Source organism: Endobacterium cereale (assembly GCF_009617585.1).
GTDB classification, from domain to species: domain Bacteria; phylum Pseudomonadota; class Alphaproteobacteria; order Rhizobiales; family Rhizobiaceae; genus Neorhizobium; species Neorhizobium cereale.
Window position 1 is genome coordinate 95,698 of the sequence record NZ_WIXI01000040.1, and the last position, 17,217, is coordinate 112,914.

The window sequence follows — 17,217 nt, forward strand, 5'->3', positions numbered from 1 at the left end:
CGGATCAGGACAGAAAATCCTGATCCGTTTCAGTGTGTCGGTTCATTTGTCAGACAACGGGCAACTGGTTCAGTTCGTCATGATTATGGATCGGTTCGAACGGATCAAGCGGTGGTGGGGTCTCGCTTGTTTCGGCAAATGTGACGGGTGCCGGTTCCGCACCCGTGGATTGTGCTGGGTCGGTGTCGAGCGGTCCGTCCACAGGCTCGCCGCCCTGCTGCGTCAATGCCGCCAGGTCTATCTCTTGCCCGCCATCATCGATCGTCAGATCATCCGCGTTGATATCCGCCGACGCGATTTGCTGATCTCCGCCAGTGCCCAGGTCGACATTCAGTTCGACATTCAGGTCGATATTCGACGGATCGCCGTCATGGACGGTCAGGTCATCCCCAGTGTTGATGTCTGCCGACAGGATCTGCTGATCTTCACCGAGGTTGAGGCCGAGGCCGAGGTCCAGATCCACACCGGTATGTGCCGGATCGCCGTGGTCGGCGGTCGGGTCGGCCAATAGCGACAGCGCAATGAGGTCGTCGCCGGCAAACCCCTGATCCTCCGCCAGGGCGAAGGTTGCCTGCGGACCGCCGGGGTAACCCAGCGTGACCGTCAAGGTGGCAGTGTCGGTCGAACCATCCGGGGAGGCGATCGTGTATGTGAACACGTCCTGAGCGCCGTTGCTACCCGTAAATACCCGGTCGGGAACATAGGTATAGCTGCCGTTCCGGTTGATGGTCAGGGTGCCGTAATCGCCATCGATCACCGTGCTCGTCGCCAAAATCGGCGTCTGATCGACACTGGCGACAACGGTCCCGGCAACGGTGATGTCGCCGGTCAGAACATTACCGGTCAAGGACCCGCTCACATCACGATAGTCAGTGATCGTGTTCGATGTCGTCTGGACAGTGATGTTGGCCAGGGCCGACAGGTTCAGCACGGCGCCGGAATTTCCGAGCACGACGTAATAGGTGCCACCGCCCTGAAACTGAGGAAGTGCCACCGACGGGCCCGACCAGCTGGAAAGAAGGCCGAGAAGACCAGGGCTGTAGTCGAGCCAATTGGGCAGTTGATACACAAGCTGGGCCTGAGTCGATCCCGTGTCGGCCCGGTAGACATAAAGATCGTAGTCGTTGTCGCCGATCAGCGACAGCGAAAGAAGTGCATTGCCGCCGCCGCTCAGGCTGACCTGCTGCGTGGTGTTTTGCGCGACATTGAACTGCAAGGCGGTCTGGCCCGCCAACAGCGAGACATCGACAGCTCCTGCCAGAACACCCAGGCTCAGGACGGAGGTCGCCTGGCCTGTCTGTTGTGGCTGGGCAGCCGTGACCGGCGTCACGGTGAGGTTCAATGTGGCCGCGTCATTGATAGCGTCGAGGTTGAATATGCGCACGGGACCGAGGTTGCGTGTGGCGGTGTTGCCGGCTGCGTCCGTTTGCCGGACCTGGACGTTGAATGTGCCAACCCCCAGTTCGAAACCGGCGCCACTCCCATTGGTCCAGCTCAACCCGCCATTCGTGCTGTATTGCCAGGTCGCACCAGGCTCGATGCCGCTGACCAGGATAGTACCATCTGTGCTGATGCCATCGCCGATCGTGCCCGTATCGTTTTCGAAGGCAACGACCGGGACCATCGGCACGATGGTATCGACGACGGCGGTTACGGTTGTCGGAGTTGCGGTATTTCCGGCGATATCTGTGATTGCTGCTGTGACGGAGAGGGTTAATCCGCTTGCCGGTGTTGGCACGGTGGTTGCGACGACACCGGCTGCGATCTGTGCGGCGGTGAGGACGATGGCGGTGCCGTTGACGGTCAGCGTGTCGCCGGCGGCAGCACCTGTGCCGGCAAGGCTGACGGAGACTGGTACGGTGCCGCCGGCCCCTTCGGCGGCGTTGATGAAGCCATCGCCGTTGCCGAGGGTGACGGTGACCTGTCCGGGTGCGGTGAGGTCGACGACGGCTGTGGTGGTGGCGGTGGGCGAGGCGTTGCCGGCGGCATCGGTGAGCGATGCCGTGACGGTCAGGGTTGCACCATTGCCGAGGGCGGGAACGGTTGTCGTCGCAACACCGGCTGTGATCTGTGCCTGAGTGAGGGTGATGACGGTACCATTGACGGTCAGCGTGTCGCCGGCCACGGCATTGGTTCCGGCAAGGCTGACCGAGACGGGCACGGTGTTGCCGACAACTTCACTCGGTCCGAGCACGCCATCGCCATTGCCGAGCGTTACCACCGGCAGGCCGGGGGCGCTGATGTCGACGATCGCCGAAGCGTTAGCGATCGGTGAGCTGTTGCCGGCAATGTCGGCGAGAGATGCGGTGACCGACAGTGCCTGGCCGTTGACCGGTGCCGACAATGCCGTCGTCACCACGCCGGCTGTGATCTGTGCCTGAGTGAGGACGATGTCGGTGCCGTTGACGGTCAGCGTGTCGCCGGCGACAGCACCGGTGCCGACAAGGCTGAGCGAAACGGTGACCTGGCCGTTGGTTATCTCGCCGGCCACGATATAGGCATTGCCATCGCCGATGCTGATGGCGGGGGCGGTTGGGGCGATAAAGTCTGCCACGGCTGTGGCTGTGACGACCGGCGAGCTTATATTGGCGCTGTCGGTCAGTGATGCGGTCACCGTCAAGGTTGCGCCATTGAGCGGAGCCGGCACCGTCGTCACCACCACGCCGGCGTCTATCTGTGCCTGGGTGAGGGTGCTCGTCGCACCGTTGATGGTCAACGTATCACCGGCAACGGCGCCGGTTCCGGCAAGCGAGATCGAGACAGGAACGGTGTTTCCGGTTGCTTCGGCCGCATTGATGAAGCCGTCGCCATCGCCGAGCGTGATTGTCGGAGCGCCGAGAAGGTCGGTATCGACCACCGCCGAGACCGTTGTCGGAGCCGAGATGTTGCCCGCCAGGTCGGTCAGTGTTGCCGTGACGATGAGGGTTTGCCCGTCGGCAGGTGTCGGCAACGTCGTTGTCACCACGCCGGCCGTGATCTGGGCGGCAGTGAGCACGATGGCCGTGCCGTTGATGGTCAGCGTGTCGCCGGCTACGGCGCCGGTGCCGGTGATGCTGACCGAGATGGGCACGGCACCGCCGACCAGTTCGCCGACGACGATCGTGTTATTGCCGTCACCAATGGTGACGCCCGGCGCGGTCGGAGCGGTGGTATCGACCGGCACGGTGACCGTGATCGGGGTCGAGATATTGCCGGCGACATCGGTGAGCGTCACGGTCACGTCGAGGGGGGCGCCGCCTGCCGGCAGCGGTACCGTGACCGTCGCCGTACCCGCTGCAACCTGCGCGGCTGTCAGGATTGTCGGGGTGCCGTTGACGATGAGCGTATCGCCGGCCAGCGCACCGGTTCCGGCGAGGTTGACGGTGACCGGGACGGTGTTGCCGGTGATCTCGCCGGGACCGATCGGGCCGATGCCGTCGCCGACCGTAACCGTCGGCACACCGGGTGCTGTGGCATCGACGAGCGCGTTGACTGTTGCCGGCGGCGAGGTATTGCCGGCGGCGTCGGTCAGGGTTGTGGTCACCGTCAGGGTGGCGCCGTCGGCCGGGGCCGGAACGGTGGTGGTGGCAATGCCTGCGGTGATCTGTGCTGCGGTCAGCACGATCGGCGTGCCGTTGACAGTCAGCGTATCGCCAGCCACGGCGCCGGTACCGGTCAGTCTGACCGAAACGTTGACCGTTCCGCCTGCGACTTCGCTAGCATTCAGTGGGCCGACGCCATCACCGAGGGTGACGGTCGGCAGGCCGGGCGCGGTGGTGTCGACGACCGCGGTTGCGGTTGCAACAGGCGAGGTATTGCCGGCCGGATCCGTCAGGCTTGCGGTCACCGTCAGAGTGAGGCCGTTGGCGGGTGCCGGAACGGTGGTGGTGGCAACGCCGGCTGTGATCTGGGCAGCGGTGAGGACGATGGCAGTGCCGTTGACGGTCAGCGTGTCGCCGGCAGCAGCGCCGGTGCCGGCCAGGCTGACAGAGACATTGACCGTGCCACCGGCCACTTCGACGGTATTGAGAAGCCCGTCACCATTGCCAAGGCTCAAACCCGGAAGACCGGGAACGATGGTATCGACGACTGCGGTTGCTGTTACGGTCGGCGAGCTGATGCCACCGCTATTGGCCAGCGAAACCGTCACGGTCAACGTTGCGCCGTCAGGTGGCGTTGGAACGGTTGTCGCGACGGTACCCGCGGCGATCTGTGCTGCGGTGAGCACGATGGCGGTGCCGTTGACGGTCAGCGTGTCACCGGCGACAGCACCCGTGCCGGTCAGTCTGACGGAGACCGCTACGGTCCCGCCGCCACCTTCGGCGGCATTGATGAAGCCATCGCCATCCCCGAGCGTGATGACAGGAGCGCCAAGAAGGTCGGTATCAACGAGCGCGCTCAGAGTAGCCGTTGGCGAGGAGTTGCCGGCCGCGTCCGTTAGCGTTGCGGTGACCGTCAATGTTGCACCGTCTGCAGGAACCGGGACGGCGGCCTGGACAACGCCTGCCGCGATCTGTGCAGCCGTCAGCACGACGGCCGTACCATTGACCGTCAGGGTGTCGCCGGCCACGGCGCCCGTACCGGCGAGGCTGACCGAGACGGGAACCGAACCGCCATTAAGTTCGCCGGCAGTGATGGTGCCGTCTCCGTCGCCCACCACGATACCGGGTAGGCCAGGCGCGGTTGTATCCACCAGTGCGGAAGCATTCGAAATCGGTGATGCGTTGCCTGCGGCATCGGTAATCGATGCCGTGACAGTCAATGTTCCGCCATCTGCTGGCGCGGGCAGGGTGGTTGTGGCCACGCCCGCGGCAATCTGGGCGGCGGTCAGCACGATCGGCGTACCGTTGACCGTCAGCGTATCGCCTGCAACAGCACCGGTTCCTGCAAGATTGATGGAGACGGCAACGCCTCCTACGACGTCAGCAGCGCCGAGCAAGCCGTCGCCATTGCCGATCGTGATGGTTGCGGCACCCGGCGCGCTCGTGTCCACCGACGATGTCACGGTGGTGACCGGCGATGCGTTTCCAGCCGCATCGGTCAGCGAGGCGGTGACAGTGAGCGTGCCGCCATCGACCGGTGCGGGAAGGGATATATCTACCGATCCTGCGGCGATCTGGGCGTCGGTTAGGGTGATCGTTGTTCCGTTGACGGTGAGCGTGTCGCCGGCCAGTGCACCCGTGCCGGTAAGGTTGACAGTGACGGTAACAAGGCCGTCGCGGACTTCCTGCGCGTTGATGACATTATCGCCATTGCCTATGACAAGTGTCGGTGCACCTGGTGCTTCAGTGTCCGCATCTGCATCCGCATCTGCATCCGCATCTGCATCCGCATCTGCATCCGCATCTGCATCCGCATCCGCATCTGCATCCGCATCTGCATCCGCATCCGCATCTGCATCTGCATCTGCATCTGCATCCGCATCCGCGTCGGAGTCCGCATCGGCATCGGAATCATCATCATCGCTGCCACCGCCACCGCCACCGCCGGCTCCCAGCGCCAGCGCTCCTCCAGCCAGTGCCAAAGGCAGGGCAATGCCAAGACCGGACAGGCCACCACCAGCGGCGCCGCCAACAAGCTGGTCGACTGCGGCGCCTTCTTCGAACTGAAAGTCGGCGAGCGCATCGGTATAATCACCGGTCCAGAGTTTTCCGTTCGAATCTTCGAGGACGAGATCGCTGCGATTCTCGCCGCCGCCGGTATAAAAGCCCTGAATACGAATCTGGCTGCCGTTTTCGAGACTGATCACAAGGTCGCTGCCCGTGCGTCGCATCGAGGCAATGTCGTCGGGAGACAATTCCAAGGTTACTGTGCTGGGGCGGGAAACAACGATGTTCGAATCTGCAACTCGCGTGGTTTGGCCGGTTGCCTTGTCAGAAATAATCGCCACCATCGTTCTCTGCTCCCTTAAATAACGACTTTATGTTTTGGACTTCCAGTTCGTCATGGGGAGCGGGGGAAAGGCAGCAGAATTTCCGCGAGCGGCAGATGTCTGTTCCAATCCCTTTTCACCATCAATTATGAAATCCCGTTTTTGAGCATGTGCTTCAAAGCGAGAAAGGATCAAGGATGAGAATATTATTATATGCTAAAAAGCATGCCATTGGTTAACAGCTGGTTGCAAGGGCAAAATGTTGCTCGTCGATTTTCAGAAAAAGGCCAGTCAAAACGGCTCTGGCGATAGTGTCGACGGACGCATGGACGACCAGCTGGGTGACAAGCGCCTCTTCGTTGGGCTCCATCTTGGCCGCAGCGTTGCGGCGTTGGCCCACGGCTACAACGATTTCTGGCCCCACTTATCGCTCGCTATCAGGCCCCTGCGACTGTGCCTGGATCGTCGTTTCCGCGGCTGTTGCCAGCCCGGATTTTCGTGCGAAAATTTCTATCGAGAGCAGTCCCGCTATGGGGATCAGAGCAGTTTGCCGATCGTCATTGCTCAGGTGTATCGACTGAATATATTGGCCATATGGAAGGTCGCAGGGACGTTGACCCTGCGCACCATTGCGTTGCCAGGCGTAAGTCTGAGCGTATTCAGACTGAGATTCTGCTCAACGATGCGAAGCTCAAATGCCGCCAAGGGCCGCCAAGATATTCCCAAAGGTCAAGATCGGTTATGTCAATCAGTTGAGGCCGGAAGCTGTCGCTCAGATGTTGGTACAGCAGATCGGCTTTCGCTTTAGAAACTTTGTTCTGGATCGTTATGTGCGGTTGCCATTTTTGTATGTCCTGAGGCCCCAGCCATGAACTGAATTTTGTCTTCAATGCTGCGCGAATGTCCTGCAGTTCGGGACTGGCGATCGAAAAGGCAACGCCGGCACCGAGATGGCGGACACCGCTGACCTCAGCTCTGATCCTTGGGCTGCCCGCGGCGATTTCGGCGAGATCATCGACAATCCTTTGGGTATTTTCACCTGGCAATCGGTGAAACATCGTCAGGTGCGCGCGGATAAAATTTCGATCAGACGGGAAGTGCTTCGTCCGCAGATCGTCGAACATGGCAAGGTCCACATCTGCTATCCGGGCGGTGAGAATGAGAGGCCGGCGTGTCTTCATCGAAAATCCCGGTTCGTGCATGTATCTGGATACTGCCTTGCCCTGTCGATCACGCTCTATAGCTTCGTGCCTGTCAACATCGTCCAAATGCTGCGGAGCCACCTGATGGCCAGCGGCCCGACCAGCGTGCTCGCGAAGCTGCAACCGATGTCGCTGGTGTCTTTGCTCGCTACCCTCATGCTTCTGTCGCCTTCCGGGGCGGACAGATCATTGCCTTGCTGGCCGCGCCAATCCAGATCACGAGCTTCTCCAACAGATATCTTTTCACACGGCGAACCAGACTGTGCAAATCTTACGCCTGTCCGCACCATCTGGAAATTTCGCACTCGCTGATCCAGGTGTTTGGTCCCGCCATTTCGAAGCGTCTGCTCATCCGGCATATGTCGAGTTGCCATGCGCCCGGACAATCGTCAAATTACACGCTGCTAACGGTCAGTCCTCGATGGATGTATCAGAGGACGGGCCGGCATAGGGGAGGCGAAGCCGTATGGGATCAGATCATCATCCTGACGAAAATCATTGGAAACACAATGGGGTGCGCATCATCAAGGGCGATCAACTGGATGATAACACCGCGCAAACGCCCGGTATGTATCGGCAGGCAGCGATAAACCATGCGCGCGTCGGCGCTCAGAAAATCTGGGCGGGAACCGTCGCGATAGAGCCGAACGCCAAAACCGGCGTTCATCACCATGGCGCGCTGGAAAGTGTGATCTTCGTCGTGCGAGGCAAGGCGCGGATGCGTTGGGGCGACCGACTTGAATATGTGGCGGAAGCAGGACCAGGCGACTTCATTTTCGTGCCGCCCTTTGTGCCGCATCAGGAAATCAATGCGGATCCGGACAATGTGCTGGAATGCGTTCTAGTACGATCCGACAACGAGGCGGTTGTCGTCAACATCACCGATGTCGATCCCGTCGAACAACCGGAATCGGTTTATTGGGTTGACCCCATTCACAAACATCCGGGTGGAGCCGGCTGAGTTCAGCTACTTGAGCGACGACAATCCGGTGGCGTGTCGGCCAGAAAATTCCGGCCGACACAGGCTATATCTTACCACTCTGCAACACTGCCATCTTCGTGGCGCCAGATTGGGTTGCGCCAGCGATGGCCTTCCTTGGCGCGCTCGATGACATATTGCTCGTCCACCTCGACACCAAGGCCGGGGCCTTGCGGGATCGAGACAAAGCCATCGGCGTAATGGAACACCTCCTTGTTGGAGATATAATCGAGAATGTCGTTGCCCTTGTTGTAATGGATGCCGAGGCTTTGTTCCTGAATGAAGGCGTTGTGGCTGACTGCATCGACCTGTAGGCAGGCGGCAAGCGCGATAGGGCCGAGCGGGCAATGCGGCGCCAGCGCCACATCATAAGCTTCGGCCATGGCCGCGATCTTGCGGCATTCGGTAATGCCGCCGGCATGCGAAAGGTCTGGCTGGATGATGTCGACATAGCCATCCGACAGGACCTGCTTGAAATCCCAGCGGGAGAAGAGGCGTTCGCCCAATGCAATCGGCGTCGAGCAATGATTGGCGATTTCCTTCAGTGCCTCGCGGTTTTCAGAGAGCACCGGCTCCTCGATGAACATCAGCTTGTAGGGTTCGAGTTCCTTGGCGAGCACCTTGGCCATCGGCCTGTGAACGCGACCATGGAAATCGACACCGATGCCGATATGCGGGCCGACCGCCTCGCGGATGATGGCGATGGTTTCCACCGCCTTCTCGACCTTTTCATAGGTGTCAACGATCTGCATTTCCTCGCAGCCGTTGAGTTTGATCGCCTTGAAACCACGGGCGACCACATCCTTGGCATTGTTCGCAACGTCCGACGGGCGGTCGCCACCGATCCATGAATAGACTTTTATCCGGTCGCGCACCTGGCCGCCGAGCAGCGAATGGATCGGCTGGCCAAGCGCCTTGCCCTTGATGTCCCACAGCGCCTGATCGATGCCGGCGATTGCCGACATGTGAACCGCGCCGCCGCGATAAAAACCGCCGCGATACATGACCTGCCAGTGGTCCTCGATCAGGAACGGGTCCTTGCCGATCAGATAGTCTTCCAGTTCGTGCACGGCGGCCTGAACCGTAAGCGCCCGGCCTTCGACGACCGGTTCACCCCAGCCGAAAATGCCTTCATCGGTTTCGATTTTCAGGAAAAGCCAGCGCGGCGGAACGATGTAGGTGGTGAGCTTGGTGATTTTCATGCGTCTATACCCGTTGCCCGGCGAGAGCCGGGATTGCTGCACGCGTCAGCGGGTATGTTCTGCAATGCGGACACGCAGAACCCTTCGCGCCAATCGCATGGGATCGGCACGCAACCTGCAACGCGACAGGATTTCGATATCTTTATTTGCGGCGACATCCTCCGATGCCACCCGAAGCGAAGCTAAATAAATCATACTTATTGTCAAACGATCTTTTGCCGCATCGGCGTGTCGCGGCATTTGTGGCCATAAAAAATCCGCGCCCCTTGCAGGGCGCAGATGCTGATCTCAACCACAGTAGTAATATCAGAGCTTGTAGGCCGTCTTGGCGAGATTATACGCAAGTTCCCAGGCCAGTTCGTGGGCATCGTCGATTTCCAGACGATGCTCTGCCACAAGCCGTGCCAGGAAACCGCAATCGATGCGGCGGGCGACGTCATGACGGGCAGGGATCGACAGGAAGGCGCGGGTATCGTCGTTGAAGCCGACCGTGTTGTAGAAACCGGCAGTTTCCGTCACCTGCTCGCGATAACGGCGGATGCCTTCCGGGCTGTCGTGGAACCACCATGCCGGGCCAAGGCGCAGAGCCGGATAGTGGCCGGCAAGCGGCGCCAGTTCGCGCGAATAACTGGTTTCATCCAGCGTGAACAGGATGACGGTGAGGCGCGGATCATTGCCGAAACGATCAAGCAGCGGCTTGAGGTTGTTGACATAGTCGGTCGCCTTGGGGATGTCGGCACCCTTGTCCTTGCCGTAACGCGCAAAGATCTGCTGGTTGTGATCGCGGAATGCGCCGGGATGGATCTGCATGACCAAGCCATCGACAACGCTCATCTTGGCCATTTCCGTCAGCATCTGGCCACGGAATGTCTCGGCATCGGCCGGAGAAACCGCACCGCTGATGACGCGCTGGTAAAGTGCCGCCGCATCTTCATCGGACAGGTTTTCCGTGCGGGCAGTGGCGTGGCCATGATCCGTCGAGGTGGCACCGGCAACATCCTTGAAATACTGTCGGCGGTTTTTGAGTGCTGCAAGATATCCGGCAAAACTCGAGACATCGCTGCCGGCTATACGGCCGAGTTCCGCGACGTTTTTCGAAAAATTGGGAAATTCCGGATCGACCACGGCATCCGGGCGGAAGGCTGAGACGACACGGCCCTTCCAGCCGCTTTCCGACAGTTTTCGGTGATGGCGCAGATCATCCAGCGCGCTTTCGGTGGTGGCGATCACCTCGATGTTGAAGCGTTCGTAAAGGGCGCGCGGCAGAAATTCGGGGCGTTGCAGAGCCTCGGAAATATGGTCGTAATAACGGTCGGCGCTTTCCGCTGTCAGGCGTTCCTTGATGCCAAAAACTTCAGTGAAGGCATGCGCCAGCCAGAGCCAGGACGGCGTTCCTCGGAACAGGTGAAAGTTCTCGGCAAAAATACGCCAGATCTTGCGCTTGTCAGTCTCGACCTCGGTGCCGTCAATGGTCGGAATGCCAAGACTTTCGAGCCGGATGCCCTGGCTGTAGAGCATGCGGTGAACATAATGGTCCGGAACGATGAAGAGGCTGGACGGATCACCGAATGGCGCATTGTCGGCGAACCAGGACGGCTCGGTATGGCCATGCGGGCTGATGATCGGCAGATCGGCGACCTTGGCGTAAAGGCTGCGGGCGATCTCCTTTGTCGCAGGCGCATCGGGAAAAAGCCGATCCGGATGAAGTGAAAACTGTTTGGTCATTCGATACCCTTTCTAGACATGCCCGCCTCCCATGGCTGTGCATACCGTGATGCTGTCCTCGGTGAGCGACCTGTCATTGCGTGACAGGAAATCATTCACCGGCAAGGCTCAGTTGACATCATGCTCCGTGCGAGCCTTCGAGGCGCGGAGCACGAGTTTTCCGAAACGATCCCGTTGGCTGGATCGCCGCGCTAGTTAGAGGCCAAGTGGCGCGTCGGCGCAACCCGATCATGCATGGCTGCGACAGCTTGCGCATAGGCCATCATGAAGGGCCCGACACCTTTCGCATCGTCTGCCACAACGTCCTCGACCAGGTAGTAGGCGGGCGAGCCGTCACGATACCGGCCGTTGAAGGGGCCGAGACCCGCAACCTGGCAAATGCCGGTGAGACGTGTTTCTCCGGCTTCTGTCACAAGCCGGGTGCCGACCAGCGCGTCGACAGCCTTTTGACCGGCCGCGGCAAGTGCCTGCGTCGCAGACGGGGCAAGATGCAGGCCTTCGGGGTGCAGCAGTGCATAAGCGAACATGGCCGAGGCAGACGTTTCTTCGTAATTCCCTTCAAGGTCCGGAGCATCCAGCACCTGTGTCCAGAGACCGGAGGCTTGCTGCCGCTGCGCAATCGCCTGCAGTGCTAGGCCGGTCTGGTTTCGAAGTGCCGCAGTGGCATGGTCGTCGGCCACGACTGCGAGAATATCGACCAGCGCCATCGCCTGCCAGCCCATGGCGCGTGCCCAGACCGCCGGGGATTTGCCGGTGACGGGATCAGCCCATTTTTCTACACGGCTGTCATCGTAGCCGTGCACATGCATGCCGCCGCCGATGGCGGTCAGGGCAAGGGCGGTTGCCAGTTGCTGTAGCGCATCGCTGATCCGCGACGTTTCTCCGGTCGCCAGCGCATATTCCACCTGGAAGGGCAGGCCCATGTAGAGGCCATCCAGCCAGACCTGCGAGTGGTAGCGCTTTTTGTGCCAGTAGTTGCCGGCGGGAATGCGCGGATGGGCGTCCAGCTGGTCGATCAGGCGTTTTGCGGCAGTCATGTAACGCGGGTCTCCGGTCTCCCGGCCGAGAAACAGCAAGGCACGGCCGGGCAGGATATTGTCAATGTTGAACTCGTCGGGTGTGTAACCGACAAGGCTGCCATCCACGCCGACCTGTGGCGTGATCAGGCGCAGGAGATGGTCAAGCCAGCGCTGTTCGCCGGTTGCTTTGTAGAGCAGTTCCAGGCCGCGATAGATGCAGCCGTCTTCATAACACCAGGAGCCGTTCTTGTAGGCTTCATAGCGGCTGCAATATTGGTCAAAATAGTCGATGGGTTTCATGAGGCGGCCAATAGGTTCGGGAGGGAAATCGGGTCGGGTGAGAGAAGTTTTTGGTCGTCGCAATCGACCTCAGCGTGTTCGCAGAGAATGCCTTGGTGACGCATGTCGCGAACACCATCCGCCATGATCGGCGGTGCGGTGGTCGCGTTCGGATCGTTGGAGTGAATGCGAAGGCGGCGGATGCGGATGTTGCGGATCGGCATTTCCGGCAGTCCCAGAAAAACACCGGCCGCCAGCGCCAGATCGTACACATCGACATCTTCGACGAGGATGCCGTCGATCTGCGGCGTGCCTTCCGCGACGGGCGCCGGTTGGCGGGATTGCACCCAATCGGCGTGGCCGTCGGCATCGCAGAAATAATGGGCATTGGCGGATAGCGGCACCAGCACGCCATCCATCATGACCCGGCGCATGGTGATATTGGTGATGGCACCGCCGCGACCGCGTCGCGTTTTCAGACGCAGGCCGCGATCCGTGCCGATCATGTCGCAATCCTCAACCGTCACGTCATGCACGCCGCCGGACATTTCCGAGCCGATGACGACGCCGCCATGGCCGCGTTCCATCAGGCAATGGCGAATTTGGACATTGCGGGTTTCGGCCAGATGATCGGCCTCGCCGCCTGATCCACGCTTGCCGGCCTTGATGGCGATGCAATCGTCACCGACCGAAAAACGCACGCCCTCTACCAGCACATCGGTGCAACCCTCGGGGTCGAAACCATCTGTGTTCGGGCTGTCATGCGGCGCCTGAATGTGCAGCCCCACCGCCTTCAGCCTGTCACACCCCTGCGGATGTACGGTCCATGACGGCGCATTGCGGATGGTGAAGCCCAGAAGCGTGACATCCTTGCAGCCAGCGAGGTGCAGGCCGCGCGGACGCCGCGCGCCATCCCGGGTCTCCTTAGGCCATGTCCACCAGTCGCCGGCGTTGCCGGAGCCATCGAGAATACCCATGCCTTCGATCGTCAGGTTTTGTGCGCCGATGGCATGTACGGGCGCGGCAAAGCAGGCTTCCGGCAAGCCTTCCCAGCTGCCGAGCATGTTTCCGGCATCATCACGGGCTGGCAGGATCGGCCAACCGTCGCGCAGGCTTGGCGCGCGCAGCACGGCGCCTTCGGCCAGATGCAGTGTCATGTCGCTTCGAAGTGCCAGCGGCAGCGTTGTCCAAAGGCCCGGACCAAGATAGAGGGTGCCGCCGCTTGGAACGTACGCCAAAGCGGCTTTGAACTTGTCTGCATTGTCTTTGGCCTTCGCCAAATCGTTCAGGTCAGCACCGGCAACAAGCCCAAAATATGTGGCATTGACCATGCCGGCGCAGGTGCGCGTGTGAAAATGAAAGTCGGAAAACCCTTCGATGGTCAGCCGATAACGCGTGTCGGTGTCCAGCCCGTCGATCAGCGTCACGACCTTTTCGGTCGTTCCCTGCTGCGCGCTCTCGTTTTCGCCGGCCTTGAACAGCCGCCAGGCAAGAGGTTGTGGCAACGTGTAGCGTGCGCCGGGCACAGGCAGTCTTATCGCCGCGATCCGGGCGGAGATCGCAACTGCAATGGCTTCATTCATGTTGGCTCTCTCGGGTCAGTGGCCACCCGGCAAAATGCCGGGTGGCTTGCGTCATTGACGATCAGTCGAACTTCTTGAGTGCGTCGTTGACGCCCTCGATGATCTGTTCGGCCGCTTCCATTTCGTCGATCTGCTCGTAGGCATATTCTTCAAGCGTATCGATGATGATGCCACGAATGACGGGGTTTTCGTTGAAGGGCGAAATCGTCGGGCCGCTGGCCTTCATGACGATGTCGTTGGCAGCGCGGACTTCCGGTTCGCCGGTATTGGCCAGACGCGCCATGGCCGCCTTTGAAGCCGGAATGCCGCGCGAGGTGCCGAGAATGTCGATGCCCTCGGGCTCGTTCAGCAGGCAGTTGGTGATCTGCGCCGCCGCTTCCGGGTTTTTCGAATTCTTGGAAATGGAGAATACCATGGACGGTTTGCGGAACACGCCTTCGGTGACGCCATTGGCCATGGTCAGCATCGGCACCGGCTTCAGCACCTGGCCTTCCTTCAGCGGGTCGGCATATTTCGAATAGGTGGAATCCCATTCGTAGGAACCGGCGATCTTGCCTTCGGCCCAGGCGGGCTTTTCGAACAGGTTGACGTTGCCGTCGGCCGCTTCCTGTTTCTGCGAGCGGATCGCGCCGGTTTCCACCAGCTTGCCGAGGAAACCGATGCCGGTGGCCAGCTCCTCAGGCGTCCAGGCGACACGGTTGGTCTTCGGATCGACCATGTCCTTGCCTGTTGCCTGCGTGATGACCAGCACCATCAAAAGATGCGCGGTCTCCTTGACGGCGTTGAGCGTGTAATAATCCGGCCCCAGCTTCTCCTTGACCGTCTTGGTCATCTGGAAGAACTCGTCCCAGGTCTTCGGAACGGCGACACCGGCCTTTTCGAGCGTTGTCGTGTTGAAGAAGAACACGCGGCCGCTGGTGGAAACCGACAAGCCCTGCAGCACGCCATTGGTCGAGCCTGAATTCAAATCCGCTTCCGTCCAGTTCGACAGGTCAATACCCTTCAATGTCCGTAGATCGGCAAAACCGGTGCCGTCCTTCGAGAACAATGGCAGCCATGGCCAGTTCACCTGAACGATATCGGCCTCCGTCTTGCCGGCCATTTGAGTGGTCAGCTTTTCGAGATAACCGTCAAAGCCGGTGAATTCGCCTTTGATCGTGTGGCCGTATTTCGCGCCACATGCGGCGATCGCCTTCTGTGTCGCCACATGCCGGCTTTCACCGCCCCACCATGACATGCGCAATTCCGCAGCACCTGCCGATGGTGTCATGGCAATGAGACCGAGTGCCGTGCCGGCCATGATGACCGATGTTTTCAGTATGCCCTTCATAAGTGCCTCCTCTTTGAAATTAAGCCGCGATGCTGCTGCCTCCATGCAGCGAAACGTTGCGGCCGTCTGATTTATCGAAAATGTGAATTGTCTTCGGGTCCGGGCGCAGGCGCACGACATCCGATTCCGCCCGTGCCTCGAATTCCGCCGCGCCGACGACGCTGATCAGGCGATGCCCCTCGCAGTCGGTGTGCATGTAGACTTCGTGGCCCATGAATTCCGCATTGACCAGTTTGGCCCGCAGTGCCGGACCTTCGGACACCAGCGAAAACTGCTGGGGACGAATGCCGAGCACCGCCTGATTGGGCTGGTTCGAAAGACGGCCGTGCAGCTCGCCGCCAAGCGCCAGGCGCTGGCCGCCCATGACGAATTCGCCACCTTCCATGGCACCGTCGATAAGGTTCATCTCCGGTGTGCCGATAAAGCCGGCGACGAACAGGTTTGCCGGTGCGTTGTAGAGTTCCTTCGGGGTGGCGACCTGCATGATATGGCCGGCCTGCATGACGCAGATGCGGTCTCCCATCGTCATCGCTTCCGTCTGGTCGTGCGTGACATAAACAACGGTCGGCGAACTGCCGTCGGCCTTCAACTGGCGATGCAGGTCAGTGATGCGAACGCGCATCGAAGCACGCAGCTTGGCATCGAGGTTCGACAGCGGTTCATCGAACAGGAAGACGCCGGGGTTCTTGATCAGCGCGCGGCCGAGCGCGACACGTTGTGCCTGCCCGCCCGAAAGCTGTTTTGGCAGGCGATCGAGCAGCGGTTCGATTTCAAGAATGGCCGCGACGTTATCGACCGCCGCCGCGATTTCCGCCTTGGGGCGACCGGCGATGCGCAGGCCGAAGGAAAGATTACCGCGCACCTTCATGTGCGGATAGAGCGCATAGTTCTGGAACACCATGGCGATCTGCCGTTTGCTCGGCGACAGGTCGTTGACGCGCTGGCCTCCGATGATGATGTCGCCGGCGGTGATCTCCTCGAGGCCGGCGATCATGCGCAGCGTCGTCGATTTGGCGCAGCCGGATGGGCCGACCAGAACCATGAACTCGCCGTCATGGACGTCGAGGTTGAGGCCGTGAACGACCTTGTTGGTATTGTTGTAGGTTTTTTCGAGGTTTTTCAGTTGTACCTGTGCCATGTCAGCCCTTCCTGCCTCCCGCAGAAATCCCTTCGATGAAATACCGCTGCGCCGCAAAGAACACGACAAGCGCAGGCGTGATGGTGAGCACCGACATCGCCAGGATGCGGTTCCATTCGAAGGCTTCGGTTGTATCGATTGAGAGTTTGAGCGCGAGGCTCACCGGATATTTGTCGACGGACGAGATGTAGATCAGCGGTCCGAGAAAATCGTTCATCGTCCACATGAACTGGAACAGGCAGACCGAGACCAGCGCCGGGCCAAGCATGGGAACGACGATGAAAACCAGCGTCTGCAAGCTGTTGGCCCCATCGACACGGGCCGCTTCCTCCATATCCGTTGGCAGCGAGCGCAAAAACTGCACCAACATGAAGACGAAGAACGCATCACCGGCGAGTGCCGAGGGCACCCAGAGCGGCAGAAAACTGTCCAGCCAGCCGAGATCCCGGAAGAGAATATATTGCGGGATGCGGGTGACGACATTGGGCAGAAGCAGGACGGCGATGACCGATCCGAACAGGATCTTTTTGAACGGAAAATCGAAGCGCGCGAAGGCATAGGCCACCATCGTGCAGGAGATCGCCGTGCCGATGACCTTTGGCAGGATGATCAGGAACGAGTTCCAGAAGAAACGGCCGAATGTATAGGGCGTCGAAGTTTGCCAGCCCTGGACATAACCTTCCACAGTCGGGCTTTGCGGCAGGAATCCGGCGCCGGAAAAGATCTCCGAATTGGTCTTGAAGCTGGCGCCAACCAGCCAGATCAGCGGGTAGAGCATCAGGAAGCCGACGCCGAACAGAAGCGCGTAACGGACGACCGATGAGATCAGGTCCATGCGGGCCCGCTTTGCGGCTGCTGCCTCGTCGGTGATGCGGATTGATGTGGTGGGCAAATGGATATCTGTCATGG

At 60.3% G+C, this 17,217-nt stretch carries 10 protein-coding genes; 1 reads left to right on the forward strand and 9 read right to left on the reverse strand.

Translation table 11 applies throughout. The features are described 5' to 3' along the window. Nucleotides 1-49: 49 nt before the first annotated feature. A complete protein-coding gene (locus GAO09_RS09645; RefSeq protein WP_153353798.1) occupies nt 50-5,872 on the reverse strand; it encodes a BapA/Bap/LapF family prefix-like domain-containing protein in 5,823 nt (1,940 codons plus the stop codon). 638 nt (nt 5,873-6,510) lie between these two features. Next, nucleotides 6,511-6,975: a 2'-5' RNA ligase family protein gene (locus GAO09_RS09650; protein ID WP_235938016.1), complete on the reverse strand. Its 465-nt coding sequence runs from the start codon at nt 6,973-6,975 to the stop codon at nt 6,511-6,513. Between the two features lie 544 nt (nt 6,976-7,519). Between GAO09_RS09650 and GAO09_RS09655 the strand changes: the two genes are divergently transcribed. Then, nucleotides 7,520-8,014: a cupin domain-containing protein gene (locus tag GAO09_RS09655; RefSeq protein WP_153353800.1), complete on the forward strand. Its 495-nt coding sequence runs from the start codon at nt 7,520-7,522 to the stop codon at nt 8,012-8,014. A 71-nt stretch (nt 8,015-8,085) separates the two neighbouring features. Here GAO09_RS09655 and dgoD read toward each other — a convergent pair whose 3' ends face one another. From dgoD to GAO09_RS09690, 7 genes are all read right to left on the reverse strand, one after another. Further along, on the reverse strand, nt 8,086-9,234 hold the full coding sequence (dgoD, locus tag GAO09_RS09660) for a galactonate dehydratase (protein WP_153353801.1): 1,149 nt from the start codon (nt 9,232-9,234) through the stop codon (nt 8,086-8,088). A gap of 306 nt (nt 9,235-9,540) precedes the next feature. Beyond that, a complete protein-coding gene (gene uxaC / locus GAO09_RS09665; protein WP_153353802.1) occupies nt 9,541-10,959 on the reverse strand; it encodes a glucuronate isomerase in 1,419 nt (472 codons plus the stop codon). A gap of 191 nt (nt 10,960-11,150) precedes the next feature. Next, on the reverse strand, nt 11,151-12,278 hold the full coding sequence (locus GAO09_RS09670; protein ID WP_153353803.1) for a glycoside hydrolase family 88/105 protein: 1,128 nt from the start codon (nt 12,276-12,278) through the stop codon (nt 11,151-11,153). Next, entirely contained in the window at nt 12,275-13,840 is a 1,566-nt protein-coding gene (gene pglA / locus GAO09_RS09675; RefSeq protein WP_153353804.1) for a polygalacturonase PglA, read from the reverse strand. The genes GAO09_RS09670 and pglA overlap by 4 nt, the downstream gene beginning before the upstream one ends. 61 nt (nt 13,841-13,901) lie before the next feature. Beyond that, nucleotides 13,902-15,140: an ABC transporter substrate-binding protein gene (locus tag GAO09_RS09680; protein ID WP_235938028.1), complete on the reverse strand. Its 1,239-nt coding sequence runs from the start codon at nt 15,138-15,140 to the stop codon at nt 13,902-13,904. Between the two features lie 49 nt (nt 15,141-15,189). Then, nucleotides 15,190-16,308 carry an ABC transporter ATP-binding protein gene (locus GAO09_RS09685; protein WP_153353806.1) on the reverse strand — a complete coding sequence of 373 codons (1,119 nt, stop codon included), beginning with the start codon at nt 16,306-16,308 and terminating at the stop codon, nt 15,190-15,192. 1 nt (nt 16,309) lies between these two features. Then, nucleotides 16,310-17,215, reverse strand: a complete 906-nt coding sequence (locus GAO09_RS09690; RefSeq protein ID WP_153353807.1) for a carbohydrate ABC transporter permease — start codon at nt 17,213-17,215, stop codon at nt 16,310-16,312. Nucleotides 17,216-17,217: the final 2 nt, after the last annotated feature.

Bases quoted from the DNA above. Each gene is read 5' to 3' on its own strand.
- GAO09_RS09645 (WP_153353798.1), bottom strand. From the start codon at position 5,872: ATGGTGGCGATTATTTCTGACAAGGCAACCGGCCAAACCACGCGAGTT.
- GAO09_RS09650 (WP_235938016.1), bottom strand. From the start codon at position 6,975: ATGTTCGACGATCTGCGGACGAAGCACTTCCCGTCTGATCGAAATTTT.
- GAO09_RS09655 (WP_153353800.1), top strand. From the start codon at position 7,520: ATGGGATCAGATCATCATCCTGACGAAAATCATTGGAAACACAATGGG.
- dgoD (WP_153353801.1), bottom strand. From the start codon at position 9,234: ATGAAAATCACCAAGCTCACCACCTACATCGTTCCGCCGCGCTGGCTT.
- uxaC (WP_153353802.1), bottom strand. From the start codon at position 10,959: ATGACCAAACAGTTTTCACTTCATCCGGATCGGCTTTTTCCCGATGCG.
- GAO09_RS09670 (WP_153353803.1), bottom strand. From the start codon at position 12,278: ATGAAACCCATCGACTATTTTGACCAATATTGCAGCCGCTATGAAGCC.
- pglA (WP_153353804.1), bottom strand. From the start codon at position 13,840: ATGAATGAAGCCATTGCAGTTGCGATCTCCGCCCGGATCGCGGCGATA.
- GAO09_RS09680 (WP_235938028.1), bottom strand. From the start codon at position 15,140: ATGGCCGGCACGGCACTCGGTCTCATTGCCATGACACCATCGGCAGGT.
- GAO09_RS09685 (WP_153353806.1), bottom strand. From the start codon at position 16,308: ATGGCACAGGTACAACTGAAAAACCTCGAAAAAACCTACAACAATACC.
- GAO09_RS09690 (WP_153353807.1), bottom strand. From the start codon at position 17,215: ATGACAGATATCCATTTGCCCACCACATCAATCCGCATCACCGACGAG.